This is a genomic window from Streptomyces afghaniensis (assembly GCF_044327915.1).
GTDB classification, from domain to species: domain Bacteria; phylum Actinomycetota; class Actinomycetes; order Streptomycetales; family Streptomycetaceae; genus Streptomyces; species Streptomyces afghaniensis.
The window spans coordinates 815,629-840,612 of the sequence record NZ_JBIRGJ010000004.1 but is presented as its reverse complement, the minus strand read 5'-3'; the positions used below and the strand labels follow the sequence as shown (position 1 = coordinate 840,612).

Here is a 24,984-nt window from a genome sequence, read left to right as displayed (position 1 = left end):
GCCTGCTCACCACGGAACGGCGGGGGCATCCGCGGACGGGCTGGCCGTCCAGCGATGGAGACGGCTGCAACCCCTGCGGGCAGCTGCTCCTGGAGGAGGCCGTCGTCGCCTCGGAGCAGAGCGCCAGGCTCAGACCGAGCCCCTCGACATACTGGGTGGCCATCCAGGGGCGGTCGGCACCGGGGGCGGCATCCGGGAAGGCGGCCATCCGGACGCCGCAGTGCGGGGCAGCGTTTCGCGGCACGCTCGGTTGCCGACATCGCCCCGCCTCCCGGCCGAAGGCCGGGAGGCGGGGGCGTCAGCTCGGTGGGTGTCCTTCGGGGCGTGTGTCGGTCGCGCGGTCGCCGACGCGAGGGGCGGGGAGGAGGGCCTGCGCCTCCTCGCGGCGGAACGCGTGGGCGATGGCGCGTGCGTCGAGGCCCGCCTGGCGGAGGACGCCTGTCAGGGGATTGGTGTACCCGGCGAAGTACAGGCGTGCGGCTCCCGGCAGGGTCCTCGCCCCTACGGTGAGGGGCTGCCCGGCCTCGTCGAGTACGCCCAGGGACCCGACCAGGTCATGCAGACCGGGCCGGTAGCCGGTGGCGGCGATGACCGTGTCGGGGCGCAGTCTGGCACCGTCGGCCAGCAGCACGTCGGGACCCTCGAAGGCCTGAACCGCCGCGACCGGCTCGACCTGTCCGGACCTGACGGCGTCCACGAAGCCGTGGTCCAGCACCGGGTTGACCCCATCGCTGAGATTGCGTGTGTACAGGCCCGAGCGCGGTCGTGGCAGTCCCCACGAGGTCAGGTCGGGCACCGCGAGGCGTTGCGTGAGCATCGAGGTGCTGTCGCGCCACGCCAGCGGGAGGGCCTCCGTCAGCCGGCCGACGGCATGCCACCGGGCGCTGGAGCGGGGCAGGATGTTGGGCGGGGTACGGACCGCGATCCGTACCCGTCCGGCTCCGGCCCCGGCCAGGACGGCGGCGATCTCGGTACCGCTGTTACCGGCGCCGACCACCAGGACGTCCCGCCCGCGGTAGGGGGCCGGAGAACGGTAGTGGGCCGAGTGCAGCAGCGTGCCGGTGAAGGTCGAACGCCCGGGCCAGTCGGGGATGTTCGGGGTGTGGCAGCGGCCGGTGGCCACCACGACCGCACCGGTGGCCACCGTATCGTCGGGGATGTGGACGAGCCACTGCACTCCCGAGCGGTCTTCGGCCGGCTCGACGCGTTGCGCCGGGGTGGTCAGCCGGACGTCGAGCCGGTGGTGGGCGACGTAGCGCTCCAGGTATCGCACGTAATCGTCCCGGCTCACCCACGGGCCCGCCTGGCGCGGTACCGACAGGCCGGGAAGCTTCGAAGCGCCGGGAGGGGTGTGCAGGCGCAGATGGTCATAGCGCTGCGCCCAGCTCGCTCCCACGCGGTCCGACCGTTCCAGGACCACGGCCGGTACTCCGGAGCGGCGCAGCAGCGCGGCTGCCGCCAGGCCGTGGGGGCCGGCTCCGATCACGATCACGGGAGTGGCGACGTCTCGCATTGGTGTCGGGGGCATCGCCTCCTACAACGGCGGACCTCGGCTCACGTCACGGCCGGCGCGGGGGAGGCAGAACATGTGGAGTGGCGATGCGGCTGTTCAACAGGACGGCCGGAGGCCGCCGTTACGGCTGTGACACGGACTCGTTGGACACAGGCCGGGCAGTAGCGCGCCGGCTCGCTACACCTGTCCGATCCATCGAGGGGCCCATGTGCAGGCAGTGACGACGACGCGCCACCGGCCGCCGCTGCGGATCCGCGGAGTCTGCAAGGGGTACGGCGGCAGGCAGGTTCTGCGCGGCGTGGACCTCGATGTACCCGCCGGGACGCTGGTCGGAGTCGTCGGCGAGAACGGCGCGGGCAAGAGCACGCTGCTGCGGATCGCCGTGGGACAACTCGCGCCTGACAGCGGAACGGTGACGCGGACCGGGGCGGTGGGCTACTGCCCACAACGGACGGTACTGAACGGTGCGTTCACCGTCGGACAGCATCTGCGGTTGTTCCAGATGGCCTACCGGCTGCCGACGCTGGAGCGCGCCGGCGAGCTGAAGGAAGTGCTGGCGCTGACCGGCTGCCGACGACAGCCGGTAGGTGAGCTGAGTGGTGGAACGCAGCAGAAGCTGAACCTGCTGCTCGCCCTCATGCACGATCCGCAGGTGCTGGTCCTGGACGAGCCCTATCAGGGTTTCGACTGGGACACCCACCAGCGGTTCTGGACGCTGGCCGCCGATCTGCGTGACCGGGGCCGCTCGATCATCGTGGTTTCGCACCTGCTGCACGACCTGCACCACTTCGACGTGATCGCTCAACTGCGCCAGGGCCGTCTGCACTTGCAGGAGGCCGACCGTTGAGGCTGTCCTGGACGGCATTCACCGAGTTGCTGCGCTGCACTCTCAGGGGCCACCTGCGCAACCGGCTGGCCCTGGTTCTGGCGGTCGCGTTCATCCCCATCTGGATCGCCGTGGCACGCCTGTGCACCTCGGACCGAGTGGTGCGCATCTGGCTGGACGCCATCAGCGCCCCCGTCTCCGCCCGTGCCAGCCAGGTGGGCCAGGTGGCCAGCGCGCTGGGCGCCGTCACCATGGTCGCCGGGTTCATCACTTTCACGGAGACCTTCCTGTCCGGGCAGTTGGACCGCCGACTGCTGCTGGCCGGCTACCCCCGGCTGCCGATGCTGCTCGCCAAACTCGCTGCCGTCGCCCTCACCGCCGTCCTGCTGGCCTCCTACACCACGATCGTGCTGTCGATCTCGCTGCCCGTACACCATGTGGGCCCTCTGGCGCTGGGCCTCGCAGGTGCCGGACTCGTCTACGGCAGCATCGGCCTTCTGCTCGGCTCCCTGGTCCGGGGCGAGTTGGAGGGCTTCTTCCTCATCATCATGCTCAGCCTGGTCGACACCGGCTTGCAGAATCCCGTCTTCAACACACTCATGGATGTGGCAGGGGTGTCGGCTCTTCCTCTGTACGGCGTGAACCAGCTGGCACTGAGCTCAGCCCTCAGCGCCGACGTACCCTGGTCCCACGGCCTGCTCTCCCTCACCTGGTCCGCGGCGACCGGCGCCCTGGCGCTGCTGGTCCTCCACACCCACCGTCCCTCCCGCAACCCGTGGCGCCGCAGGATGTCAGCATCACAGCCCTGAACCTCCGAGTGCGGACCATGTGCGGCTGGTCGACCTGGTTCCGCAGCCACCGGCAGGGGCCAGACACAGGTCCTCGTCGGCATTCCCTTGCTTCGGTGTTCCGCTGCTTCCCGCGCAGGGGGCTCCGGGTTGTGGCCGGAGCCCCATCGCCCACGTCGAAAGGGGGACGATGTCCCGCACCGGGAGCCATTGCCGGAGCATCGGAACCTGGCGGGTGTGACCGGCGCCGTACTGGTCGGTCACTGCGGCGGTGCCGTCAAGGGATCGAGTGAGCCAATGAAGCGGTCCAGCCGAGACACGACTTGCCGCAGGACCTCGACCGACCCTGCGGCGTCGTCCGCAAGCTCCAGGCCATGGTCCGCCGAGGGCACTTCCAGGACATCGTGTCGCAGGGACGCAGCAATTCGTGAATCCCATAGCTTGTCGGCGCTTCCGCCGATGAGGAGGGTCGGCTCCATGGCTCGCCGGAGAGCCGCGGCCACGTGGTCGATGGTCAGGACCGGGGTGAGCCAGGCTGCCGGGATGTTCCTGTCAGCTGCGATGCCGCAGGCGAGGGAGCCCAGGGACTTGCCGACGACGAGCCGACAAGCCCCCGCCTCGGCTTCGATGGCCTCCGTGACCTGCCGCTCCACCCATGCGATCCGGTCGTCCACCGTGAAGTGCGCGAACCCATCGGGGATCTGCCACCACAGCTCCTGGACCGTCCAGCCGTGCTGGAGCAGGACACTCCGGGCGAAATGCAGTAGCGGCCTGGCGGGCGAGTAACCGACACCTGGAACGACAACTGCGACACGATCTCGGGCTCCGTCAAAACGGGTGGGCATGGCGAAGGGGACGGGATCAGACATGGCCGCAGACTACTAGTCAGCTGATCACGTTCTCCGACACGCGACCACCCACGACGTGCTGGCCTGCTGGTTCGGCGTGGACTGCTCCACCATCACCCGCGCCATCGGCGACGTGCGGCCCCTGCTCGCAGAGCGAGGCTGCACCGTCAGCCCCGGAGTGCGGCTGCGGACCCTGGCCGAGGTCGTCGACCACCTCGGCGCCAGCGGCATGGGATCATCGACGGCACCGAGATCCGGGTCCGGCGGCCAGCCGCCGGACGCATGGACGGGGACACGTTCATCTCCGGCCAGAGCAAGCAGAACGCCGTCAGGTCCATGGTGGTCACGGACGGCGACGGGGTGCTGTTCTGCAGCAACTCGTCAGGGGCCCGAAGGAGTCGTGATGACTGCCTCCGGGTCCGGCAACGGAGTCCCACGACAACAGGCGATCTCGGCGGACTACCTGTCGCCGGGAGCTCCGTGCCCCTCGCTTCCCCTCAACGCACGGCCTCGCGACCACGCTGACTGCCCGACCTCGGGTCACACCTCGAAAGACCACAGCAGGTTGGTGCTCTGCTGCCACGTCCACTGCTTGGTCACGGCCCCGGGGGTGGCCATGCCACCACCGTCGAGGACCAGTCCCGTGACGCGGTTGGCGATCGAGTACTGGCCCAAGCCGCGGTGGGTGATCCGCCACTGCTGGGTGGTACTACCGTCCCAGGCCTTCTGCCGGGCCGGGTCACCGTTGCGGGTAGAGCCCCAGCCGTCGGCGACCATGCCGTTGGCCCGGTTGACGAGTCTGTAGTAGCCGTTGCCGAGTTCGATTGCCTGCCACTGGAGATTGGCGTGGTCTATCGACTCCCACTGCTTCAAGTTCGAGCCACTGGCGACTTTGCCGCCGCTGTCCAGTGCCAGATGATTCGTGACGTTGGTCAGGCGGAAGTACCTGGCCGGGTCGAACATCACCTTCAGTGAGGCGATGACGTCATTGTTGCCAGTCACCCGGAGGTCGGGGGTGTTCGAGGTGAACGTCCAGGCGGTGCCGGTGAAGTTGTCGCCGGAGTAGCCCGTCACCTGGAAACCGTCGGGGACCAGGACGGAGGAGGCCGCGGCGGGCCCCAGACCGGCGGCGGACAGTTGGGAGGAGGTGTAGCTCCCCAGCGGCAGGACGGCGTGGGCACCTTGATAGCCGACGTTCTGGAACACCGTTGCGGAAACCCTCACGGGCATGCCCTGGACCTCGACGCAGACCACGGAGTCGTCAGCGTTCGGTGCGGTGGCCGGCACAGTGACGTTGATCTTGTCGGTGACGGTGTACGGGAGTGAGACCGAGGGGTTGTTCATCAGATAGACGCGACTGATCGTGTTGTCGATCGCCGGGATCTGGAGCTGGCCGTTCGTGGGCCAGGTGAAGACGTGGGCGAAGAGCTTGCCGTTCTTCTTGGTGACCCTCCCCCACGCGGGTTCCGTGGCGAACGGGCTGCCGCTGGTGCCGTGAACGCTGTCGCTGTACGTCGACATCCAGGAGGCCAGCCCGTTGAGGATCGTCCGGGATCCGGCGGTGACCGAGCCATCGCCCTTGGGGCCGATGTTCAGCAGGAGGTTGCCGTCCCGGGAGACCACCGTGACGAGCTCTTGGACGATGTCCTTGACGGATCTGTACGAGTTCTCGGCCCACTCGGCGTACCCCCAGGCGCCGTTCATGGTGGCGCACCGCTCCCAGGGCCGGCCCATCGGCTTGCCGGGTATCCCGAACTCCGCGACCGCGTAGTCGCCGAGACCGTGGTCCCGCTTGACCCGTTCGTTGACGATGAGGTCGGGCTTGCGGGCGATCAACCAGTTGTAGAGATCGACGCCGTCCGATGTCAGCCACCAGTCCTCCAGGGTGGGACTGGAAGGTTCGGCGAACCAGTCGCCGTCGAACCACAACAGCGCCGGGTCGTAGCGATCCAGGAGTTCCTGAAGCTGCGCCTTCATGTCGGCGATGTAGGCCGTGCGGGCGGCCTGCGAGGACATCGTGGTGAGACCGCTCTCGTGGCGGTCGGTCTGTGAGGGGTGGTTCCAGTCGAGTATCGAGTAGTACAGGCAGAACTTGATCCCGCGGCTCTCGCACTCGGTCTTGAGTTGCATCAGCGGGTCGCTCTGGATGCCGCCGAAGTCGTGCAGGTTGTACTGCTTGGTGCCGGTGGTGTCGGTGAACCCCGCGACGTTGGAGTCCCACATCGCATAGCCCTCGTGGTGCTTGGCCGTGATCACCAGGTACTTCATGCCGGCGTTCTCGGCCAATTCAGCGATGGCGGCGGCGTTGAACCCGGTCGGGTTGAAGTTCTTGGTGACCTGGGTCTGGTAGTTCGCCTTGTCCCACTGCTCACTGTCGAACGCCCACTCCCCATGGCCGAGGTACGAGTAGGACCCGAAGTGGATGAACATCCCCAACCTGGCCTGGTACCACCAGTCCATCTTGGAGGGGACGGTGTACGCCTCGGCGGTGACGGGCCACAGGACCTGCGGCAAACCGAAGGCGGCGATGCCTCCGGCCAGGGCGGCGGCCTTCATCAGAGAGCGCCTGCTGAGGGGGGCTGAGGACATGGTTCGGCTCCATGTGTCAGGGGGAGAGGAGGCAGGGCCTTACGAGCGGAACGTGGAGACATCGGATGGATTTATATGAGCAAGATGGCAGCCGCGTCTAGAGGCGGGACGAGAATCCCCTAAAGAAGGGGGCACCGGGTATCGAATGGCTGGAATACAGGGGAGACGACTACGCCGACGAGCTGCGCTAAACATCGGATCTCTTCCGAGAGATGCCGTCTAGACCACGAGCTTGAGCCCTCCAGGTACCGTCGGCTGCCGGCTGTGTCGATGCGAGAACAGTCTGGGGTGTGGAGAGTGGTCGGGGGGCGAGGGGCCCGCGACTCGGTGGCGGGCCCGGCCGGCCGTCGTGCCTTCCGCTGGCCGAGCGAGTGCCGCCGCTGGCCGTGTACTACCGCACGAACCTCGCGATGCGGCAGTTGGCACCGCTCTTCGGATGCTCACGTGCGACCGTCTGCCGCGTCATCCAGCGTCTGCGACCCTTGCTTGCGCTGGAGCCGGCGGCCAGGCCGGTGCCGGGCGTGGACCGGTTATGGATCGTCGACGGCACCCTGGTCCCGGTCCGTGACCGCGGGTGTCGGCATCGATGATGACCCTGCACATTCGCCGAGAACCAATCAACCGCGCCATGTACGGCGCCTTTGTTGGACCTCTTACGAGGTCTGCGGCCGGCGCTTCAGTGCTCGAAGACCGCCGTCGCCACCGGCACTGCCAGCAGTAGGCTGAGTCCGATCAGGGGGAGGCGGTCGAGCCACAGGATGGCGGCGAATTCGCGCAGTGTCGCGGCCAGCCAGTAGGCGGCGGAGGTCGGCGCGCCCACGACGTGGACGGGCACGCCGACGCGGCGGGCCAGCAGGGTCGTGCGGTAGACGTGGAAGCCGCTGGTGACCACCGTGGCACGGTGGCCGGCAGTGGTGCCGTCCACGAGGGCCGCGCTGAAGCGGAGGTTCTGCCCGGTGTTGACGGAGCGGTCTTCCCGAACGATCCGGTGGGCGGGCACTCCGCGTCCGCGCAGATAGTCGGCCATCGCGTCCGCCTCGGAGCGGACCTCGTCGTCGCCCTGGCCGCCCGAGACGACGAACACCACACCAGGGGTGTCCGGTGCGCGGGCGGCGTCGATCGCAAGGGCGCGCTCCAGCCTGCGGGTCAGCAGCGGGCCGGGCCGGTCGCCGTTGAGCCCGGCGCCCAGGACGACGACATGGGTGGTTCCCGGCAGGGGGGTGCTGCGGCCCCGGACGAACACGTAGCCGGCGAAGACGAGGAAGAGCAGAGTGAGGTATCCCGCGGCCGCGTTCACCGCGACCAGGAGGGCACCGAACGCCTCTCCGCCGACCGCGTGGAAGACCGCGTCGAGGCCGAGCACCGCCAGGAGCGCGCAGCCGACGGCCCCGGTCGCCAGCAGGGCTGCCTGCGGTCCGTAGCGCCGGACCAGGAGGACACCGTCGGCCAGCAGCAGCAGGCCCAGCGCGAGCGCCAGGAGCAGGGCGGCGACGGCGAGGACGGTGGCGACGGTCGGGTGGGCTGCCGCACTGCGACCGGCCACGCCGAGTCCGGCAGAGGTCACCGCGAGGCAGAACAGGACGGCGGTGGAGAACCGGTGCGGTGCCAGGAGGGCGTTGACGACACCGCCCGCGGCGAACACGACCGCGGCGAGGTACTCCGGGTACTCCGGCATGTGTCGCACCGCTCCGCTCTTCGCCCGCCGGGCCGCTGCCCGTACCCGCCCGCCTCTCGCCGCCGCGGGTTCCCGGACCCGGTACGGACGGCTGCCGGCCATCCTCCCAGACCTGCTGTGGTGCGCCGAACGCGGGCGGGCGGTGGTGCGTTTGGCGGGAGACCGGCATGTCCTGCCGGTGGTGCTGCCCGCCGGCCGCGCACCCTCATGTTCGACCGCCCTCACCCGGACGAGCATCCGAGAACGCGATAGGGCGTCGACCTCGGCAGAGCGGCTTCTTCCACTGCCGCCAAGTCGTCAGCCTCGGCAGGGCCCCGGGTGCCGCGACGTGCGCGGCACCCGGGCAACCAGATCATTGCCGCCGCTGGAACTCAGACAGCCGACGACAGTCCGTGGCCTACTCAGGTTTCCGCTACGTGGTCAGGCACACAGGCCGTTGCAGTCGTACGCCCAGAACGTCCCGCAATCCGAGGGAACTATGGTGCAGCCCCCGCGTCGGCAAGAGCCGCTGCAGTAGTCGCTCTCCGTCGCGCACGAGCAGTAGGCCAGTGGTCCGAGCCCGGCGTCCGCAGGTCCGAGCCGGGCGAGCAGGTCGGCAGCTCCCTCGCGGCCGAACTCACGCTTCGCCACGTCCTCCAGGCGCCGTACTTTCTGGGAGACGTCCTCCTCGGACAGAAGCACCTTGGGTGCCAGTTCGCGAGCCTGGTCGATGACCTGCGTCTGAGGGGCCGACAGGTCGGGATGTGCCGCGCGGTAGTGCTCGAGGTGGTCCAGCCAGAGCTGCGTACGGTCCTGCGGTGACAGCGCACGCAGAATCGCCTTGCGGTACGGCTCCGAGTGTTTGGCTATCTCCGTATAGGTGCGTGGCAGGTTGCCCTTGTTGGCCTCGACCCATGCCCGCGCCTGGGTCTGGCCCGATTGTGCGAAGGCAGGCGTCTTGCCCGTCACCGTCAGGGCGGCCGCCGCAGCGATCCCGCCGCACAGTTGCAAGAACCGCTTGCGACCGATCGACATGCTGTCGGATTGCGACGAGCCGTGCTTGGCCTCGTAGCGCAAACGGCCCAGAGCGCGTAGGACCCGGACTGTCGCGCCTGGCCCGAGGCGCCTTACCAGCGGAACCGTCATGGCGGGTCCCGTCCACGCGCGGACGGCAGGTCCGTCGACGCGGAGTAATGTCGGGGTCCACTCAGGGTCGAGGCCCATACTCTGGTGCCGCCACCCCTGCACGTCGGGGTCGGTCAGCGGAAGCACCTTCAGCTTGCCGTCGCTCGCCTCGGCCACGGCCGAGGAGATCGCCGTGCACGTGCCGCAGGTGGCATCGAACGCCATAACCCACTGCTTCTGATCCTTTGCAGATGTCACTGATGTTCCGCCTTTCGGATGCTCGGACTACTCCGGTCGATGAATGACGAGAGCATGCCAACCAGGCGACAGGGGCCTCCGTGCTGAACTCCGTCACCAGCAGTCCCATCCCCGCAGCCGGTTCCCTCGCGGCTTCGAACGTGGCATGGGGAAACGTACGCAGTCCAGCAGCACGTCGGCCATATGTGCCGCCACGGGCCTCCTCGCAGGCAACGAAGTCTCAAGATCGAGAAGCGTCGGGGGACCAGAAACACGCACACGCCGCGCTGCACTGGCGGCGCCGGTCGAACTGATCGGTCATCGTGGTGAGCGGCTCCGACCGGACGCCGGCCCGGAAGGTGACGTCTCGGCGCCGGTGGACGGCGTTCTCCGCTGGGCGGGAGTCCGTACCGGACGCAGACGGCGCGGACCCCCTCCGCGTCAGAACGGAGCGCAACCGGCAACGTGTGCCACGCTGTCCTGCTGATCGTGAGACTCTCCACGCCCCGGCGCCGGGCTGAACAGCGCGGCCTGCGCCTGTGACAGGTCTGGCTCGTCCTGCCCCTGGCCTTCATCACCGCGATCGCCATCGCCATCGGCGTGTTCTTCACCAGGGTGGGACCTGCTCGGCGCCCGGAACCCAAGCCCGAGCGCCGCATCGACTCCAAGACGCTCTTCGACCTGGTGAAGCTCTCCTTCGGTGTCGTGGCGGGAGCCGGCGCTCTAGTTGCCCTGATCGAGACGTGGTGCCTGTCACGAGCCGCCAGATCCCTCATTTCCTGCCCTTTGCCCGGCAGCGAATGCCGCCGCTGCGACTGTCCATAGCGCCATACCCCACAGGGAGAGCGCAGAAATGAGCCCCACCACGAGGCGAACGCTCTCGTCCGGGCCGTTCGTGAGCCAGACGGTCGTCCCTGCCGCCCCGGAAACGATCAGCAGGGCCGCCGGTATTCGCAGTCGGGGCTGCTCGAACACCGCCGCCAACGGCAGGAAGTGGAGCCCAACGACAACCGCGATCAGCGGGGGAATGAGCACCGGCACGCCGACGTGACGGCAGACTGCGACGATAGCGATGATCAGCAGCCACTGGAGCCCATTGATCTGGTTGAACCGCCGACGTCGGCCACCGGGGAATGGCCCCCCTGCCGACGAGGGAAGGAAACGGCGCGCGGTGAGCATCAGCCCCGCCATGACGGCACAGCCAACTATGACCAGGACCTGCCGCATTAACCCGTCGAATGCGCTCAAGCCCAGCAGCCACCAGCCGAGCCCGAACAACGCGTAGAACCCCACCCCTGACCTGAACATGATCGAGACCCTAGGCGGAAGAGCAGCCCGCCGCTCCAAGGATTCTCAACTTGGCGCGGGCCTCGTTGGCCGAGCGCGTCTACTCACAAACGGATGGCTGGGCGCTGATCGCCCTGCTGCTGGTGGTCGGGGTGGAAGGCATCACCGCATGACGTGGTTCTTGCCTGAGCCGATGCTGACAGTGGCCATGGAGAGCTCTGCTTTGCCCGCTGGGCGGGCCGCGGAGCCGAAGTTGTGGATGGGGTTTCGTTCTGAACCGTTGTCCGCTGCGGGCGTGGTGCAGGGCCCTCCGGTGTGAAGGGCCCTGCACCAGTGGTGGCTTCGGTTCTACCAGCCGCACCCCGACGCGGTCGCGAACGCGTCCTCCAAGCTTTCGATGTTGCCCTGCGAGGCGCTGCGGAGGTCACCGTGTCCGGGATCGCCCGCGCCGCGAGCGCCGCCCGTCGCGGCCTCAAGTTCTTCTTTCAGCTGCTGGTTCTCCAAGGTGGTCCGGTCGTCCGCTGGATGTGGCAGGCGGCGAGTGTCGTCGTCGGGCACACAGGTCCGGGCCAGGGCGAACAGCGCGCCGAAGGCGATGATGTCCGCGGTGCCGTCCTCGATGTGGGCGAGTGCACTGGGGCCGGTGGGCTCGCGGTGGTAAAGGGGTTGAGGATGAACGCCGTCGGCCGGTCCTCGCGCAGCCGGGTGGTCAGGTCGCGGTCCGGGCTCTCCACCAGGTGCAGGTAGGCGAGGTCCAGCCGGGCGAGAGCGGCGATCAGGGTGGTGTGGGTCTCCAGCACGTCCGCCGGGTCGGTCGAGGCGATGTCGTTGTAGGGGTTGCCGAGGAAGCGTCGGCGTAGTCGGCGATCGTGTGGGTGATGTCGTCCTGGTCCAGTTCTTTGGGCGTGACGTAGCCCTGGGGGCCGGCCCTGGTAGGTGAACACCTGGCCCGCCGCCGCGACGGGAGAGGGGGCGACGGGAATGAGTCCGTCGGGCAGCAGGCTGGGGTGGCTGATCCGGCCGGTGTGCATCAGCTGTGCGAAGATCGTGCCGCCCCGGGCGTGGACGGCGTCGGTCACCTTCCGCCAGGCGTCGACCTGCTGGGCGGAGTGCAGGCCGGGGTGTTGGTGTAGCCCTGGCCGCCGACCGACGGCTGTATTCACTCGGGTGATGATCAGGCCGGCGTTCGGCCGCTGGGCGTAATAGGTGGCCATCAGCTCTGTCGCCGTGGCTGCGGAAGCGTCGGCGCGGCGGCGGGTCATCGGCGCCATCGAGATGCGGTTGGCCAGCGTCTTGCCGCTCAGGTCGATCGAGTCGAACACGGTGGTCATGGACTGTTTCTGCGTTGCCGATCACCAGTCGGACAGGACAGCCTGCTTCGCAAGAGGGCGGGCCTAGTTGAGCGGGACGTCCGCGACGGCCTTGAGGTGGCTGAACGTCTCGAGGGAATACCGGCCGTGGTACCGGCCCATGCCGCTTTCGCCGACGCCACCGAAAGGCAGGCCGGGCATGAGCAGTTGCATCACCGGCTGGCCCCAGGCGACGCCACCGGAGGAAGTCTCGTTCAGGAGGCGCGACTTGGTGGTCTCGGACGTGGTGAAGGCGTAGAGCGCGAGTGGCTTGTCGCGTTCGTTGATGAAGGCAATGGCGGCATCGAGGTCTTCGACTTCGACGACGGCGAGGATCGGACCGAAGATCTCCTCCTGCATGACCGGCGATGCGGGGTCGACATCGGTGAGCACGGTCGGTGCGATGAACAGGTCGTCGCGGTCGTGCTGGCCTCCCACCGCCGCCCGGCCGGAGTCCAGCAGACGCGTGAGCCGGTCGAAGTGCCGCTCGTTGATGATCCGGCCGAAGCCGGCCGCGGTCTGCGGGGTGGAGCCGAACTGGGCGTCGACCGCCGCGCGGAGGGCGGGGACCAGTGCGGCGGCGGTGGCAGGGTCAGCCAGAACGTAGTCGGGGGCTATGCACTGCTGCCCCGCGTTGCCGAACTTGGCGCCGACCAGCCGCTTGGCGGTCTCGTCCACGTCGGCGTCGGGCGCCACGAAGACCGGCGACTTGCCTCCGAGTTCGAGCGTGACGGGGGTGAGGTTCTTGGCGGCCGCGGCCATGACGATCCGGCCGACGGTGCCATTGCCGGTGTAGAAGATCTGGTCGAAGCGTTGTGCCAGGAGGGCCGTGGTCTCATCGGCGCCCCCTTCGACGACGGTGAGCACGTCGGCGTCGAAGTACTGGCGCAGGAGGCGTGAAGCCACCGCCGATGTGTGCACCGAGATCTCGCTCGGTTTGGCCACCACGGTGTTGCCGGCGGCCAGTGCGCCGATGATGGGGTCGATGAGAAGGTGCAGTGGGAAATTCCAGGGAGCGATCACCAGGACGACTCCGAGCGGGTCGTACGTGGTGTATGCCGTTGTCGTGGGACCGAAGTGGGCGGGAACCTCCACCGGGCGAGGCTGAAGCCAGCTCTCGAGATTTGCCAGCGTCTCGTCGATGTCGGCGACGGTGAAGTCGATCTCCTGCGTCTTCGCCTCGGTGGCGTTCTTCCTCAGATCCGCCCAGAGCGCTTCGAGCAGCTCCTGCTCGTTTTCGACCAGCAGTGCCCGCAGCCGCTGCAGCTGGCTGACGCGCCAGTCCAGTCCGCGGGTGACGCCGGTGTTGAACGTCGCACGAAGGCGGCCGACCACCTCCGCGGCCGTTTCGCTCTGGCGGGTCCTGGACTCGTTGGCTGTTGTTGCGGTCATGGGGGTGTACTCCGTTCTTGATGCACGCCATGCCGTCAAGGAGTTGGTGGCATGCCGTGGTACGGGTGATGTGGTGGGTGGCGGATGACGGCTTGTGCTTCAACGGCCCCTGGAATCCGCCTCATCCGCCGGGGCCCTCACTCGCTCGACCGGTCTCAGATGGTCGCCGTGTCGATCACGAACCGGTAGCGCACATCGCCGGCGGTGACCCGCTCGTATGCCTCGTTGATCTCGGATGCGGTGATCCGCTCGATCTCCGCGCCGATGCCGTGCTCGGCGCAGAAGTCCAGCATCTCCTGCGTCTCAGGAATGCCGCCGATCATCGACCCGGCGAGGATCTTGTTGCCGCCGATGAGGGAGAACGGGTGGAAGGCGACGGGCTCCTCCGGGACGCCCACGTTCACCAGGACGCCACCCGTCTTCAGCAGGCTGAGGTACGCGCCGAAGTCCAGCGGCGCCGACACCGTGGAGACGATCAGGTCGAAGGAGCCGGCGAGCTGCTCGAACGTCTTCGGGTCACTGGTCGCGTAGTAGTGGTCGGCGCCCAGCTTCAGGCCGTCGTCCTTCTTGCGCAGCGACTGGGAGAGGATCGTGACCTCCGCGCCGAGCGCGTGCGCGATCTTGACGCCCACGTGGCCGAGACCGCCCAGACCGACCACAGCGACCTTCTTGCCAGGGCCCGCGCCCCACTGCTTGAGCGGCGCGTACGTGGTGATGCCCGCGCACAGCAACGGCGCGGCGACGTCCAGGGACAGCCCGTCGGGGATACGGACGACGAAGTTCTCGTCGACGACGACGTGCGTGGCGTAGCCGCCGTAGGTGATCTCTCCGTCACGACCGATGGCGGCGTATGTCTGGATGGCCCCCTGTACACAGTGCTGTTCCTGGCCGGCCTTGCAGTTGTCGCACTCGCGGCAGGAGTCGACCATGCAACCGACGCCCACGCGGTCGCCGACTTTGTACTTGGTCACGCCGGGGCCGACTTCGGAGACGACGCCCGCGATCTCGTGGCCCGGGACCATCGGGAAGATCGCCTCACCCCAGCCCTCGCGGACCTGGTGGATGTCCGAGTGGCAGATGCCCGCGAACTTGATGTCGATCAGCACGTCGAATTCGCGGACCGCACGACGCTCGATGGTGGTGCGCTCCAAGGGAGCCTTGGCGGCGGAGGCAGCGTACGCAGCAACAGTGGTCATACCGATGGTTCTCCTGGCTGAGGTTCCCTGCCCGGCCGCCTTCCGACCGGGCACGGTGGCCAGCGTCCCGAACGGGCCGGCATCCACCCAGGCCACGGCTCTGTGTATGCCCGCGATGCCTACCACTGGCTGGGTCAGGCTGGTGTGCGTCCGACCGGGGATACTCGAGGCATGGACGAACACCCCGAACCGGTGTACGAGCCCGCCGCCGGCGCTCTGGACCCGCGTGCCGAGCTCAGCGAGTTCCTGCGCACCCGGCGGGCCCGGCTGAAGCCGGAGGACGTGGGGCTGCGGAGCTTCGGACGGTACCGGCGGGTGCCGGGGCTGCGCCGCGAGGAGCTGGCGCAGCTGGCCGGGGTGTCCGTGGCGTACTACACGCGGCTGGAACAGGGCAACGGGCGGCACGTGTCGGCGGAGGTCCTCGACGCCATCGCCCGCGCGCTCAGGCTGAGCGACGCCGAGCACGCCCACCTCACGCACCTGGCGAAGCCGAAGCAGCAGAAGAAGAAGCCGGCCGTCCGCGGCCAGCAGGTGCGGGGCTCCCTGCGGACGCTGCTGGACGCCATGGACGGCGTCCCGGCGATACTCGTGGGGCGGCGCTCGGACATCCTCGCCTGGAACCGGATGGCCGCGGCGGTCTTCGGCGACTGGGCCGAGCTGCCCACGCAGGAGCAGAACTGGGCACGGCTGGTGTTCCTGAGGCCCGAGTACCGCGACCTGTTCGTGGACTGGGAGCACAAAGCGAACGATGTCGTCTCTCAGCTGCGCATGGACGCCGGCTCCCATCCGGAAGACCCCCGGCTGTCCGCTCTGGTGGGCGAACTCTCCGTGAAGAGTGAGGAGTTCCGGCGGCTGTGGGCCACCCACGACGTGAAGGAGAGGTGCCACGACGTCCAGCGCCTGCACCACCCGCTCGTCGGCGAACTCGATCTCCGCACCGAGTCGTTCCACCTGGCCGACGACCACGAACAGATGCTGGTGACGTACCACGCCGAGCCCGACTCCCCGTCCGCGGAGGCACTACGACTGCTGGCCAGCTGGGGCACCGACGCGACAAGGGCGGGAGCCGGGATGCCGCCGGCACGCACGACTTGATGAACTTCCCTTGATCATCGGTAGTTGGCTGCACGCGACGCCCAGCGTCCTTCCGCACGCCAGACGCCTCCGGGGGCGGTGTCGGATTCAGGACGGCGCGGATGGCGCGAGCACGTGCTGCGGTCGGGCAGGCGAATGACGGCGGCGCCACTGCGCAGGGCGTCGTTTTCGATGGCCAGCCGGCGGATGGCCTCCTCGTACAGGGCAAGGGTGCGGCGCAGGTCGCTGTTCTCCTTCCGTAGCCGACTCAGGTTGGCTTCCGTACGTACAACCAAGCCATCTCGCCGACCACGGACTCCCCTGGGCGGCGCGGGGTACTGCCGCCTCCGTACTGGTGAGCTCGCGTAATCGACCGTCGCGTAACCCCCGTTGAGTGCGGGCCCGTGGTCACCGTGGGTGGCGCCGGTCGAGTCCGGCCGAGGCTCTGCCCGCATCTCTTGCTGTTCCGTGCTGATCGGTGACCCAATTCACCCGCCGCGAAATGGGGTCGCCAGACTGAACGGAGTGGATCGCCACCTGATCCGCCCTCGTCCCAGCAGCCGGCCCTGGAGAAGTCCCCGTGCACGAGAACTTGCGCTTCGGTGTCTACCTGCCGCCGTTCGGTCCGTTCGGCGACCCCAACGTCCTTGTGGAACTGGCGGTGCGAGCGGAAGCCGCCGGGTGGGACGGTGTGTTCCTGTGGGATCACGTGGTCACCGACGCGATGCCGATCGCCGATCCCTGGACCACGTTGGCCGCGATCGCGCACGCAACCGAGAACCTGCTGCTCGGTCCGACGATCACGCCGCTGGCCCGGCGCCGGCCCTGGATGGTCGCCCGGCACGCGTCCACCGTCAGCAGGCTCTCCCATGGACGGCTCGTCGTCGGTACCGGAGTGGGCGTCGACGAGTCCGGTGATTTCAGCAGCTTCGGGGAACCCACAGGTCTGGCGACCCGCTCGGCGATGCTCACCGAGGGACTGACGTTGATGCGGGCGATGTGGGCCGGTAAGGCCATCCAGCACAGCGGCCCGCATTTTCAGGTGAACCTGGCAGCCACGGAACCCGAGCCGCACCGCATCCCGGTCTGGATGGCCAGCTCCACCAACAACCCGCGGGTGATCAGCCGGGCCGCGGGCTGCGACGGAATCTTTCCCAACCCGGACGACCACGAGCTGACCGCCGAAGAAGTCGCCGACATCCGTCAGGGGCTGCTCCGTGCCGGCCTGTCTGAGGACCGGGCGTTCGACATCGCCGTGCGCGGGAACGCGAGTCCCGCGTGGCAGGAAGACAAGAACGTGGACCTCGGGGGACTCGCCGAGTCCGGCATGACCTGGTGGCTGGAGTCACTGATCCACTTCGATCCGCTTGAACTGTCGATGGCGGTCGTCGACGCCGGTCCTCCTCGCGCGTAAGCGGAGCTGGTGATCTGCATAATCGGGCGGACATCAAATGTTCCCCAGCTTCGTTGAATTTGTTCTTCAGCCTGAGCGCAGTCGGGCACGCAGGACTGCCGCACCGTCCCCCTCAAGGTCCTCGCAGGCCGCTGCACGGCCTGCCATCCCCATCACCAGCGAGAGGGTCGGCCCCCGGAGCAGATCCCCCGAGCCGGTGGTGAACGGTCCGTCTGTGGCCTCGACCCGCAAGCCCGCGATTGCAGTGTTGCTGGCGACGGTGAAATCACGGCCGGCGAAGAACCGGGCCACGGCGGTCGTGGTGGCCACCGGGGGTGTCCGCACAAGACCCAATGGCCGGCGGATGTCCTCACTGTGGACGACTACTTCGCCCAGCCAGGCCGCGGTATGTCCGGTCGGCCCCGCTGGCCCGGCGACAACTTCGCGAAATCGCCGCAAGGTCTCTTCAGGTGTAGCACCACGGTGCTTCGCGAGCCGTCGGGCGTTGTGCAGATCGGGATCGAACCGCGCGGCCAGCATGCTCAGCAGCCAGCGCCACATCCTCGTGCTGGCACCTGCCGTCAGGTGGGCTACGACCTCCTCCACGGTCCAGCGTTCACACAGTGACGCTTTCGCCCACTGGGCCTCGCTTAGCTCGGCGAGGTCTTGAGCGAGCGCCAACCGCTCGACGTGGATCGCCCGTTCCAGGGCTCTCCGAGTTTCCAGAACGTGCGGTTCAGCCATAGGGCAGCCTCCAGAGATCGGGTGTCCTCCATCAGACTCCTGTCGCCCCCGAAATTCATCGACTGCGGGACGTAAGAACTGTCTCGTCAACGCGGGTCGGCCACAGAGAACCGGCCGGGCGAACGAGGCACGACATGGTTGCGTATCGTGCCTGCCTCGCTCACCGCGACTGATCTCAGCTACTGCGTGGCATCGTGACGGCGTAGTTCGCGGCGTCGTTCTTCTGCGCCTTGGTGCGAGCCAGTCGGTAGGACTCGGTTCCGGTCTCGATAATGTTGGTGTTGAACGTGAGGCGATCCACTTCGGTGCGACGGCCCGAGCCAGCTCTGCCGCGAGATCCGGGTTCTCCCGGGCCACTTGCGCAGTCGGCCACCCAGTCGGCCCGGGTGCGCTGGCAGCATCGTCCTAGCGGCCGCGGCGAAGGCCCCGACCGGCTGACCGGGGCCCTGAAGTCCGCGAGGGCTACTTCGTGGCCGCCACCCGCAGTGGCGCGAGATCCGGGCTCGGCGCGGACCCGGTGCCGCCGGACAGCGGCTGCGCGGTCGTGGTGTGCGGCGCCACGCCCTTGTAGTACGGCGTGTAGACGTAGTGGGTGCCCACGCCGATCGCCGCACCGATCTTGGGGATGACAGACGCGTCGACCGATCCCGAGCCGCCGAAGACAGCCACGTGGTACATGCTCGACGACATTCGCATCAGGTACCGCTTGGTGTCGTACGACAGCGAGGTGACGTCGGTCCACAGCAGCGGGCCGTGGGTTGTCATCGCCGAGGAGGCGGAGACACCGCCCCGCCAGCTCCCCACGGAGGCCACGGCGGCGTTCGACGGCAGCGACCACCACATGTCGGCGAGCCGCATGGCGTTCGACTGCGGCGTGGAGCCGGCGACCCGGTAGTAGCTGTACGAGCCGGGCCAGTTCGGCATTTTCCCGGCCTTGTACGCCTTGGTCAGCGCCGACTCGGCGTCGACCCCAACCGTGATGATCTTCGTCGTGCCGGGACTGTACTTGTTGAGGTACCCGTAGACCGACGCGGTCATGGTCGCACCGTCGGTCAGCAGGACGGTCGCGGTACCGGCGGAGCCCATGGAACCGGCGGCGGAACTCGCCGCGAGGGCGTTGTGGTGGTCGGTGCCGGTGGCGAGGAAGACGTACTTCGGCGTGCTGGTGATGGCCTTGGCCACGGCCACCGAGGTGGAATAGCGCGAGACGTCGGACAGCCGCTTGGCCACATACCCGAGCGAGGTCACCTTGGACGCCACCGCGCTGCTGAGGATCTTGGTGCCGCCGACCAGGTATACCGTCCTGCCCTTGGGCAGCATGCGCTTGAGCTCCGTCTGCACCGAGGAGTCCAGGGCCGTCCCGGAGGTCATCAGCACCGGCCCCCGCTTCTTGCCGGCCAGCGCTGTCGCGGTGGTGGCGTAGGCCGCGTCGGACTTGCTGATGAGGACGGCCGCGTTCGCGTTCGGCAGGCCGGTCGCGCCGGCGCCGACCGTGTTCCAGGTCCACTTGGACGACGCGATGTTGGTGTCGTAGGTGTCGGAGCCGTAGACACGGGAGATCGCGTTGTCCCTGAGCGGCTGCCAGGCGACGTCGGTGCCGGTGCCCTGGGGCACCTGCGTCTGGGTGCCCGTGCCGAGGTCGTGGATCCGCAGCTGGGGTCCGCTGGGGACGTCGGGGTCGCCGGAGACGAAAACGTCGTACGCGATCCGATTACCCTGCGGCGACCAGGCGGGCCGGTTGTGGTCCACGGCGTCCGTGGTGAGCTGGGTGAGCCCGGTGCCGTCGGTGTTGACCTTGAAGAGCTGCCTGTGCCCGTCGACCGACCGTGTGAACGCCACCGACCGGCCGTCCGGGGAGATGCTCGGGTCCTTCGCGTTGTCGGCCAGCTTGGTGAACGCCCCGGAGCGGCCGTTGTAGACCCAGACGGCAGGGGCGCCCGCCGTCCCGCAGCTCGTGCCCGTGCGTACGAAGGCCAGCATGCCGTTCACCGCGCCGCTGGGCTCGGAGTCGCAGCCGTCGACATCGGTGCTGAACAGGGCCTTCGGTGTGCGGGTGCCGTCGGCCGCGGTCAGCCGCAGCCGGCCGCCGGCCGTGAAGACGATGTCGCCGCCGCCGTACCAGAAGGTCGGATCGGCAGGATGCCAGTCACTGCCCGACGGCATGGCGATGTCGACGCCGGTGTCCTCGGAGTCGGCCCATGCCGTGCGGATGTGGTCGTCGTAGTGGTTCACGAAGGCGACCTGGCTGCCGTCGGCGGACCAGGCGCCCTGGTCTCCGGTCGGGTGGAACTGTGACCACGATGACCCGTCGGGACGGACGAACGCCATCTGACCGCCGACGTCCGTGTAGAGCAGCTTCCCGTCGGTGGCCGGCCAGTTGCCGGGGACGGCGGCGGCCGGCCCGGGAAGCGCGGCCAAGAGGCCCGCCGCGAGCGCGGCGGCAGTGGTGAGCGCCGCGGATCTGCTGCGCGTACGCAGGTTCAATGTGCCCCCATAGTGAATGGATGGCTGCCGATCCCCTCCCCCAAGGCGAATGGACGGCTTCACGTTCGTCCGCACGACAGCGGCGAAACAGTAGCCGCAGGTCGCGACCGCTGTGAAGACAGGGGCTCCCGGCTTTGCCGGCCGGTGATCAAGCGGCCGGAACCTGCGGTCGGCCGGCGATGCGTGTCGCCACCTCGCTCATCGGCTTCGGCTGACGTACGACGGCGCCCTTTCGAATGAGGCGAGCCCACCAGTACAACACCGAAGGCATGAGTCTCACGGGCAGCCTGCTACTTGCCTCATGTGTCCTTGCTGCAGCCCCAACACCGGGGTCTGCTTCCGCAGGTGGCGCATCCCGGCCATGGTCCCCCCCGGAGTGCACGACCGCCTCGACGACCGCGACCAGCAGGTCGGGCGGCCGGACCCCGGGCGAGCGGTCGACTTGGCGGATGGAGTACGCCGCAGGTCAGCGCTCTGATAGAGCCTCGCGTCTCGCGCCTTCCGACTCTGTTGCGCCCGCGAGGCGATGTCGGAGTGATCCGGCACGGGGCTGGCTGCCATGACACCCCCAGGAGCCGGCCCGCGGTCTCGAGTTGCCGATGCCATTGCCCGTCTCAGAAGCAGGGGCGACGGCCACATGTCACGATCGCCTCATGGAACCTACCGAAGCAGACAGCGGGCCTCCTCGTGGCATGGGAGCGCCGGCGACTCGCCCTCTCGCAGCCGCGGGATACACCGAACTCAGCCAGCTCGCCGACGTGTCCGAGGAGGAACTGAAGGCCCTGCACGGCGTGGGCCCGAAGGCTTTGCGTGTGCTCCGCGAGGCCCTGCGGGAGCGCGGCCTCAGCCTGAGCTGACGTGAACGCCTCCCAACGCGCCGCGTTGAGCGCGTCAGTCGGCGGGTCCCGTCAGGAGAAGCGCCCCGTTACAGCTTGGGCCTGGTCCGGGAACGGGTGCGGCCACCTCCGATACGAGTCCCATGCCGCGCGGACTGCCGAGCTGGAGGAGCTGCGGTCGTTGAACGGGGCGTGGCTGACGGCACGCCACGAGTGGCAGTCGGCCGTCGCAGTCTGGGACCGGCTGCATGCCGCTCGCGATGTAGCTGACCTGCGCGACCGAACCGTGCAGGCGAGGCAGACATCCTGCCCGGCATCACCGTCCACGGCATGGACATCGGACGATGGCTGGCGCCAGGCAGAGACAGCACGCCGGCACGAATACCTCGGGCAAACCGATGCGGGTGAAGACCAAGCTCGCCTACGTCCAAGCCACCGTGGAACAGACCCAGGGCCACTCGAATCAGCCCGCTTAGGACCCCTAACAAGGGTGGTGGGCTTTGACCTGGTGAGAGGTCGGTGTCGTGCACGAAGCCGCGAGGCAAGCGGGACGCGGTCAGCCGCGTGATCGCACGTGAGAAACCCTGCGACGTCGGCGATCAGCCCCGGGATACTGGTCGCCCATGGATGAGGTCGAAGTCGTCGTCGCCCATTCCGAGCGCGCGACCCTGCGCGTCGGCGATGTGTTTCTGAAGGTGGACGCCGATCAGGCGCGCATCGACGTCGAGGTCGAGGCGATGTCCCTCGCGCCAGTCCCAACCCCGGAGGTCCTGTGGCGCAAGCCGCCCGTGCTCGCGATCGCCGCACTCCCGGGCACGACGCTCGGACGCCTCGGCGGGCCGTCGACCGGGTCGCCGACGGCATGGGCCGCAGCGGGCGCCGCCATCCGGAAGCTGCACGATGGGCCACTGCCGCCCCGGCCCGGCCGGGCCGGCCGGAGCATCATCGCGCTGGTGGCGGAACTCGACGACGAGTGCGAGTGGCTCGTGACGAACGGCGTCCTGCCCGCGGACCTGGTCACCCGCAACCGCCAGGTCGCCAAGGCCGCGCTCCGGCCGTGGACTCCGGCGTTCACTCACGGCGACCTGCAGATCGCACACGTCTTCGTCGACGGCGACAAGGTCACGGGCATCATCGACTGGTCCGAGGCGGGCCAGGGTGATGCCTTGTACGACCTCGCCACCTTCACGCTCGGACACGAGGAGCACCTTGACGACGTCATCGCCGGCTACGGCACTGACATCGACCTCGACGTGATCCACGCGTGGTGGTCGTTGCGAAGCCTGCTGGCGGTTCGCTGGCTGATCGAGCACGGCTTCGACCCGTTCGCGCCGGGCTGCGAGGTCGACGTGCTGAGATCCCTCATGTGAGGCTGCGCGGGCCCCGGTACTGCTTCGAATGCGTTCTGACGCACCGAGAAGGCCATCCGCTGGGCAATCGCCTGCCCATACCCTCAACGAAGTGCGGTGCGCAGACGTCGCCAGCAGATGACGGCGCAGCCGAGGGTGACGAACGCGTGGTGGATGTCGTCGCGAATCTCCCAGCGGATGGGCAGGCGGCGCAACCAGTGCAGCAGCGCGATCGCTCCTTCCTCGACCCAGCGGTACACGCCCAGGCCGGAGCGGTGCCCGGTCCCACGCCGGGCGAGGAGCGGGGTGATCTGGAACTGACGGACCTTGTCCCGGTAGACCTCGTGGTCGTAGCCGCGGTCGGCATACAGGTGCTTCGGGCAGCGCAGTGGCTGACCGCGCTTGCCACGGATCGGCGGGACGGCCTGGATCAGCGGATCAGTTGGGTGACGTGGTTGCGGTTGCCGCCGGTGGTGATCGCGGCGAGCGGGATGGCGTGCGTGTCGACGATCAGGTCGTGCTTGCTACCGGACTTGCCTCGGTCCACTGGGGACGGTCCAGTGGCGGGCCCGCCCTTCACGCGCGGATGTGGCCGGAGTCGACCGCGGCGCTAGAGATGTCCAGCATGTCGGCGGCCCGCAGCGCGCAGAGCAGCAGCTCGTGCAGCCGCTGCCAGACCCCGGCCTCGTTCCAGTCCCGCAGGCGTCGGCCAGCAGGTCATCCCCGAGCCCGAGCCGAAGCCCAGCTCCTGGGGCAGAAACTCCCAGCGGATCCCGGTGTACAGAACGAGAGATCCCGCACAGCACCTTGCGACTATCCAGACGCTCACGACCCGGACGCCGCGGATTGCGCGGGACGACCGGCAGCAGCGGCTCGATGCGCGCCCACAACTCGGCGTCGATCTCCCACGGCCTGACGGCAGCCATCCTCGTCTCGGTGGTGAGGTCACGCACGTGACGGATGAGCAGTGTCTTGAGGAAGGGGAGGACGCCGAGGTCGGGGTTGTGACGCTCGACGATGTAGTCGGCGACGCAGCTGGTGAAGTCGCCAGTGGACGAGCGCGGCGGTTCGATCGCCCGGCGGTTCATCCGGAGTGAAGCGGCGCTGGGCTAGGAACGTGTCTCAGCAATCGGCGATCAGCCGGTCGGTCCTGATCGGCGGGATGAAGTCGTTCGCCGCTCGGTGCGGGGCTGTCGGTGTCGGAGTGTCGGTCTCGGGTTTGGGAATCGGCGCCGGAGGTTGCCGGTTGTGGGCGGTCAGGCGAGCGCCACGGCCAGTCCGGCGGCTCCGATGTGGCGGAAGATCTTGCGGAGGTTGCGGCAGGCGGACAGCAGGCGCCACTCGCCGCGGGCGCCGTCCTCGCCGCGCAGGAGGAGTTGGCGGCCGTTGTGGCAGTCTGCAATATTCCTTGGAGTCCCCTCATTCGATCAGGTAGTCGGCCGCACAACAAAAGCGTCCTGCGAGCGACCGCACGGTCCTGCCAGGGACTGAGAGCCCGGTGTCTATACCTTGCTCGCGACCACCATGTAGTTCTCGGCCTCAAGATCGAACGTGCTCACTTCCGTCCGGAGTCCGACCCGGTGCAGCTCGACTTCGAGTTCCTCGTACCGGTAGGGCCAGCAGGACAGCAGTTCCGAGCGGACAAGAACCAGTCCAGTCGCATCAACTTGGGCGATCGCAATCTCGATGTGGTGCTCATCCTCCCAATGCGGCGCAATCTCCCAGCGGTAGACCACGACGGCATCGCGACCGTTTCGTCGGACGAGTCGGTCCCTGATGTCCAGCCGGGAACCTCTGGCCCTCACGAGTTCCCAAGTGCGGGATGTGAGCACCAAGCGCCCGCCAGGGCGCAGAAGCCGTGACATCGACTCCAGAGCAGCACCCCTGCCTGTCGCGCCCGCGGCATGGTGAAGCGAGTTGCCAACGCAGAACACCATGTCGAACGTGTCGTCCTCGAAATGATCGGTCAACTCTTCCCAGTTCGCCCGCACGGCCCGGACGGAGGCCCCGAACTCCTCAGACAGCTCTGCAGTCCGGCGAACCATCGCTTCGCTGGCGTCAGTTGCGACAACCTGTATGCCACGACCAGCGAGGCCAACCGCCAACTGTCCGGTTCCGCACGAACAGTCGAGGACGTGAGCGTTCGACGGCAGGAGACTGAGGACGTCATCGAACGACGCAGCGAACTCGGCGGGAGGCAACTTTGCATCCGAGATGAGCCATTCGTACACCTCGGCAAGCACGTCGTATTCCGTCACAACCACTACCTCCGTCACACAGCAGATTCACGGCGGGACGTC

General features: G+C 68.3%; 19 protein-coding genes and 2 pseudogenes. 7 read left to right on the top strand and 14 right to left on the bottom strand.

Annotation, left to right across the window (positions count from 1 at the left end):
- Positions 1–298: 298 nt before the first annotated feature.
- A complete protein-coding gene (locus ACH4G3_RS18335; protein WP_397625435.1) occupies positions 299–1,528 on the bottom strand; it encodes a flavin-containing monooxygenase in 1,230 nt (409 codons plus the stop codon).
- Positions 1,529–1,730: 202 nt separating this feature from the next.
- Between ACH4G3_RS18335 and ACH4G3_RS18330 the strand changes: the two genes are divergently transcribed.
- The gene (locus ACH4G3_RS18330) at positions 1,731–2,360 is read left to right on the top strand and encodes an ABC transporter ATP-binding protein (RefSeq protein WP_397625434.1); all 630 of its coding nucleotides are present in this window, start codon (positions 1,731–1,733) and stop codon (positions 2,358–2,360) included.
- On the top strand, positions 2,357–3,148 hold the full coding sequence (locus ACH4G3_RS18325; RefSeq protein WP_397625433.1) for a hypothetical protein: 792 nt from the start codon (positions 2,357–2,359) through the stop codon (positions 3,146–3,148). Before ACH4G3_RS18330 ends, ACH4G3_RS18325 begins: the two co-directional genes overlap by 4 nt.
- 239 nt (positions 3,149–3,387) lie before the next feature.
- On the opposite strand, the gene ACH4G3_RS18320 is transcribed toward ACH4G3_RS18325, so the two are convergent.
- Positions 3,388–3,996: an alpha/beta hydrolase gene (locus tag ACH4G3_RS18320; RefSeq protein ID WP_397625432.1), complete on the bottom strand. Its 609-nt coding sequence runs from the start codon at positions 3,994–3,996 to the stop codon at positions 3,388–3,390.
- Between the two features lie 519 nt (positions 3,997–4,515).
- Positions 4,516–6,564 carry an alpha-L-fucosidase gene (locus ACH4G3_RS18315; protein ID WP_397625431.1) on the bottom strand — a complete coding sequence of 683 codons (2,049 nt, stop codon included), beginning with the start codon at positions 6,562–6,564 and terminating at the stop codon, positions 4,516–4,518.
- 290 nt (positions 6,565–6,854) lie between these two features.
- Here ACH4G3_RS18315 and ACH4G3_RS18310 point away from each other — a divergent pair.
- A pseudogene (locus tag ACH4G3_RS18310) lies at positions 6,855–7,136 on the top strand (helix-turn-helix domain-containing protein); the annotation flags it as partial.
- Positions 7,137–7,240: 104 nt separating this feature from the next.
- Here ACH4G3_RS18310 and ACH4G3_RS18305 read toward each other — a convergent pair.
- From ACH4G3_RS18305 to ACH4G3_RS18280, 6 genes are all read right to left on the bottom strand, one after another.
- Positions 7,241–8,239, bottom strand: coding sequence for a YdcF family protein (locus ACH4G3_RS18305; protein WP_397625430.1), 999 nt, complete (start codon positions 8,237–8,239; stop codon positions 7,241–7,243).
- Between the two features lie 420 nt (positions 8,240–8,659).
- Positions 8,660–9,568 carry a bacteriocin fulvocin C-related protein gene (locus ACH4G3_RS18300; RefSeq protein WP_397625429.1) on the bottom strand — a complete coding sequence of 303 codons (909 nt, stop codon included), beginning with the start codon at positions 9,566–9,568 and terminating at the stop codon, positions 8,660–8,662.
- Positions 9,569–10,333: 765 nt separating this feature from the next.
- A complete protein-coding gene (locus ACH4G3_RS18295; protein ID WP_397625428.1) occupies positions 10,334–10,888 on the bottom strand; it encodes a hypothetical protein in 555 nt (184 codons plus the stop codon).
- Positions 10,889–11,352: 464 nt separating this feature from the next.
- Positions 11,353–12,198 carry an oxidoreductase gene (locus ACH4G3_RS18290; protein ID WP_397625427.1) on the bottom strand — a complete coding sequence of 282 codons (846 nt, stop codon included), beginning with the start codon at positions 12,196–12,198 and terminating at the stop codon, positions 11,353–11,355.
- Between the two features lie 63 nt (positions 12,199–12,261).
- Positions 12,262–13,608 carry an aldehyde dehydrogenase family protein gene (locus ACH4G3_RS18285; RefSeq protein ID WP_397625426.1) on the bottom strand — a complete coding sequence of 449 codons (1,347 nt, stop codon included), beginning with the start codon at positions 13,606–13,608 and terminating at the stop codon, positions 12,262–12,264.
- Positions 13,609–13,763: 155 nt separating this feature from the next.
- On the bottom strand, positions 13,764–14,804 hold the full coding sequence (locus tag ACH4G3_RS18280; RefSeq protein WP_397625425.1) for an NAD(P)-dependent alcohol dehydrogenase: 1,041 nt from the start codon (positions 14,802–14,804) through the stop codon (positions 13,764–13,766).
- Between the two features lie 171 nt (positions 14,805–14,975).
- Between ACH4G3_RS18280 and ACH4G3_RS18275 the strand changes: the two genes are divergently transcribed.
- A complete protein-coding gene (locus ACH4G3_RS18275) occupies positions 14,976–15,899 on the top strand; it encodes a helix-turn-helix domain-containing protein (RefSeq protein ID WP_397625424.1) in 924 nt (307 codons plus the stop codon).
- Positions 15,900–15,913: 14 nt separating this feature from the next.
- Here the strand turns inward: ACH4G3_RS18275 and ACH4G3_RS18270 are convergent, their stop codons facing one another.
- Positions 15,914–16,174, bottom strand: a complete 261-nt coding sequence (locus ACH4G3_RS18270) for a hypothetical protein (RefSeq protein ID WP_397625423.1) — start codon at positions 16,172–16,174, stop codon at positions 15,914–15,916.
- A 284-nt stretch (positions 16,175–16,458) separates the two neighbouring features.
- Here ACH4G3_RS18270 and ACH4G3_RS18265 point away from each other — a divergent pair, with 284 nt between their 5' ends.
- Positions 16,459–17,292: an LLM class flavin-dependent oxidoreductase gene (locus tag ACH4G3_RS18265; protein ID WP_397625422.1), complete on the top strand. Its 834-nt coding sequence runs from the start codon at positions 16,459–16,461 to the stop codon at positions 17,290–17,292.
- Positions 17,293–17,358: 66 nt separating this feature from the next.
- Here ACH4G3_RS18265 and ACH4G3_RS18260 read toward each other — a convergent pair whose 3' ends face one another.
- Together ACH4G3_RS18260 and ACH4G3_RS18255 are read right to left on the bottom strand one after the other, a co-directional pair.
- Positions 17,359–18,015, bottom strand: a complete 657-nt coding sequence (locus ACH4G3_RS18260) for a maleylpyruvate isomerase family mycothiol-dependent enzyme (RefSeq protein WP_397625421.1) — start codon at positions 18,013–18,015, stop codon at positions 17,359–17,361.
- A gap of 462 nt (positions 18,016–18,477) precedes the next feature.
- Entirely contained in the window at positions 18,478–20,499 is a 2,022-nt protein-coding gene (locus tag ACH4G3_RS18255; RefSeq protein WP_397625420.1) for a cell wall-binding repeat-containing protein, read from the bottom strand.
- 653 nt (positions 20,500–21,152) lie between these two features.
- Between ACH4G3_RS18255 and ACH4G3_RS18250 the strand changes: the two genes are divergently transcribed.
- Together ACH4G3_RS18250 and ACH4G3_RS18245 are read left to right on the top strand one after the other, a co-directional pair.
- Entirely contained in the window at positions 21,153–21,356 is a 204-nt protein-coding gene (locus ACH4G3_RS18250; RefSeq protein WP_397625419.1) for a helix-hairpin-helix domain-containing protein, read from the top strand.
- A 602-nt stretch (positions 21,357–21,958) separates the two neighbouring features.
- Complete coding sequence (locus ACH4G3_RS18245; protein ID WP_397625418.1) at positions 21,959–22,705, top strand: phosphotransferase family protein; 747 nt, start codon at positions 21,959–21,961, stop codon at positions 22,703–22,705.
- A gap of 83 nt (positions 22,706–22,788) precedes the next feature.
- Here ACH4G3_RS18245 and ACH4G3_RS18240 read toward each other — a convergent pair.
- Positions 22,789–23,610, bottom strand: a pseudogene (locus ACH4G3_RS18240) (IS5 family transposase).
- A gap of 576 nt (positions 23,611–24,186) precedes the next feature.
- A complete protein-coding gene (locus tag ACH4G3_RS18235) occupies positions 24,187–24,942 on the bottom strand; it encodes a class I SAM-dependent methyltransferase (RefSeq protein WP_397625518.1) in 756 nt (251 codons plus the stop codon).
- Positions 24,943–24,984: the final 42 nt, after the last annotated feature.

Bases quoted from the DNA above. Each gene is read 5' to 3' on its own strand.
- ACH4G3_RS18315 (WP_397625431.1), bottom strand. From the start codon at position 6,564: ATGTCCTCAGCCCCCCTCAGCAGGCGCTCTCTGATGAAGGCCGCCGCC.
- ACH4G3_RS18280 (WP_397625425.1), bottom strand. From the start codon at position 14,804: ATGACCACTGTTGCTGCGTACGCTGCCTCCGCCGCCAAGGCTCCCTTG.
- ACH4G3_RS18285 (WP_397625426.1), bottom strand. From the start codon at position 13,608: ATGACCGCAACAACAGCCAACGAGTCCAGGACCCGCCAGAGCGAAACG.
- ACH4G3_RS18300 (WP_397625429.1), bottom strand. From the start codon at position 9,568: ATGGCGTTCGATGCCACCTGCGGCACGTGCACGGCGATCTCCTCGGCC.
- ACH4G3_RS18260 (WP_397625421.1), bottom strand. From the start codon at position 18,015: ATGGCTGAACCGCACGTTCTGGAAACTCGGAGAGCCCTGGAACGGGCG.
- ACH4G3_RS18305 (WP_397625430.1), bottom strand. From the start codon at position 8,239: ATGCCGGAGTACCCGGAGTACCTCGCCGCGGTCGTGTTCGCCGCGGGC.
- ACH4G3_RS18245 (WP_397625418.1), top strand. From the start codon at position 21,959: ATGGATGAGGTCGAAGTCGTCGTCGCCCATTCCGAGCGCGCGACCCTG.
- ACH4G3_RS18295 (WP_397625428.1), bottom strand. From the start codon at position 10,888: ATGTTCAGGTCAGGGGTGGGGTTCTACGCGTTGTTCGGGCTCGGCTGG.
- ACH4G3_RS18290 (WP_397625427.1), bottom strand. From the start codon at position 12,198: ATGACCACCGTGTTCGACTCGATCGACCTGAGCGGCAAGACGCTGGCC.
- ACH4G3_RS18275 (WP_397625424.1), top strand. From the start codon at position 14,976: ATGGACGAACACCCCGAACCGGTGTACGAGCCCGCCGCCGGCGCTCTG.
- ACH4G3_RS18250 (WP_397625419.1), top strand. From the start codon at position 21,153: ATGGAACCTACCGAAGCAGACAGCGGGCCTCCTCGTGGCATGGGAGCG.
- ACH4G3_RS18335 (WP_397625435.1), bottom strand. From the start codon at position 1,528: ATGCCCCCGACACCAATGCGAGACGTCGCCACTCCCGTGATCGTGATC.
- ACH4G3_RS18320 (WP_397625432.1), bottom strand. From the start codon at position 3,996: ATGTCTGATCCCGTCCCCTTCGCCATGCCCACCCGTTTTGACGGAGCC.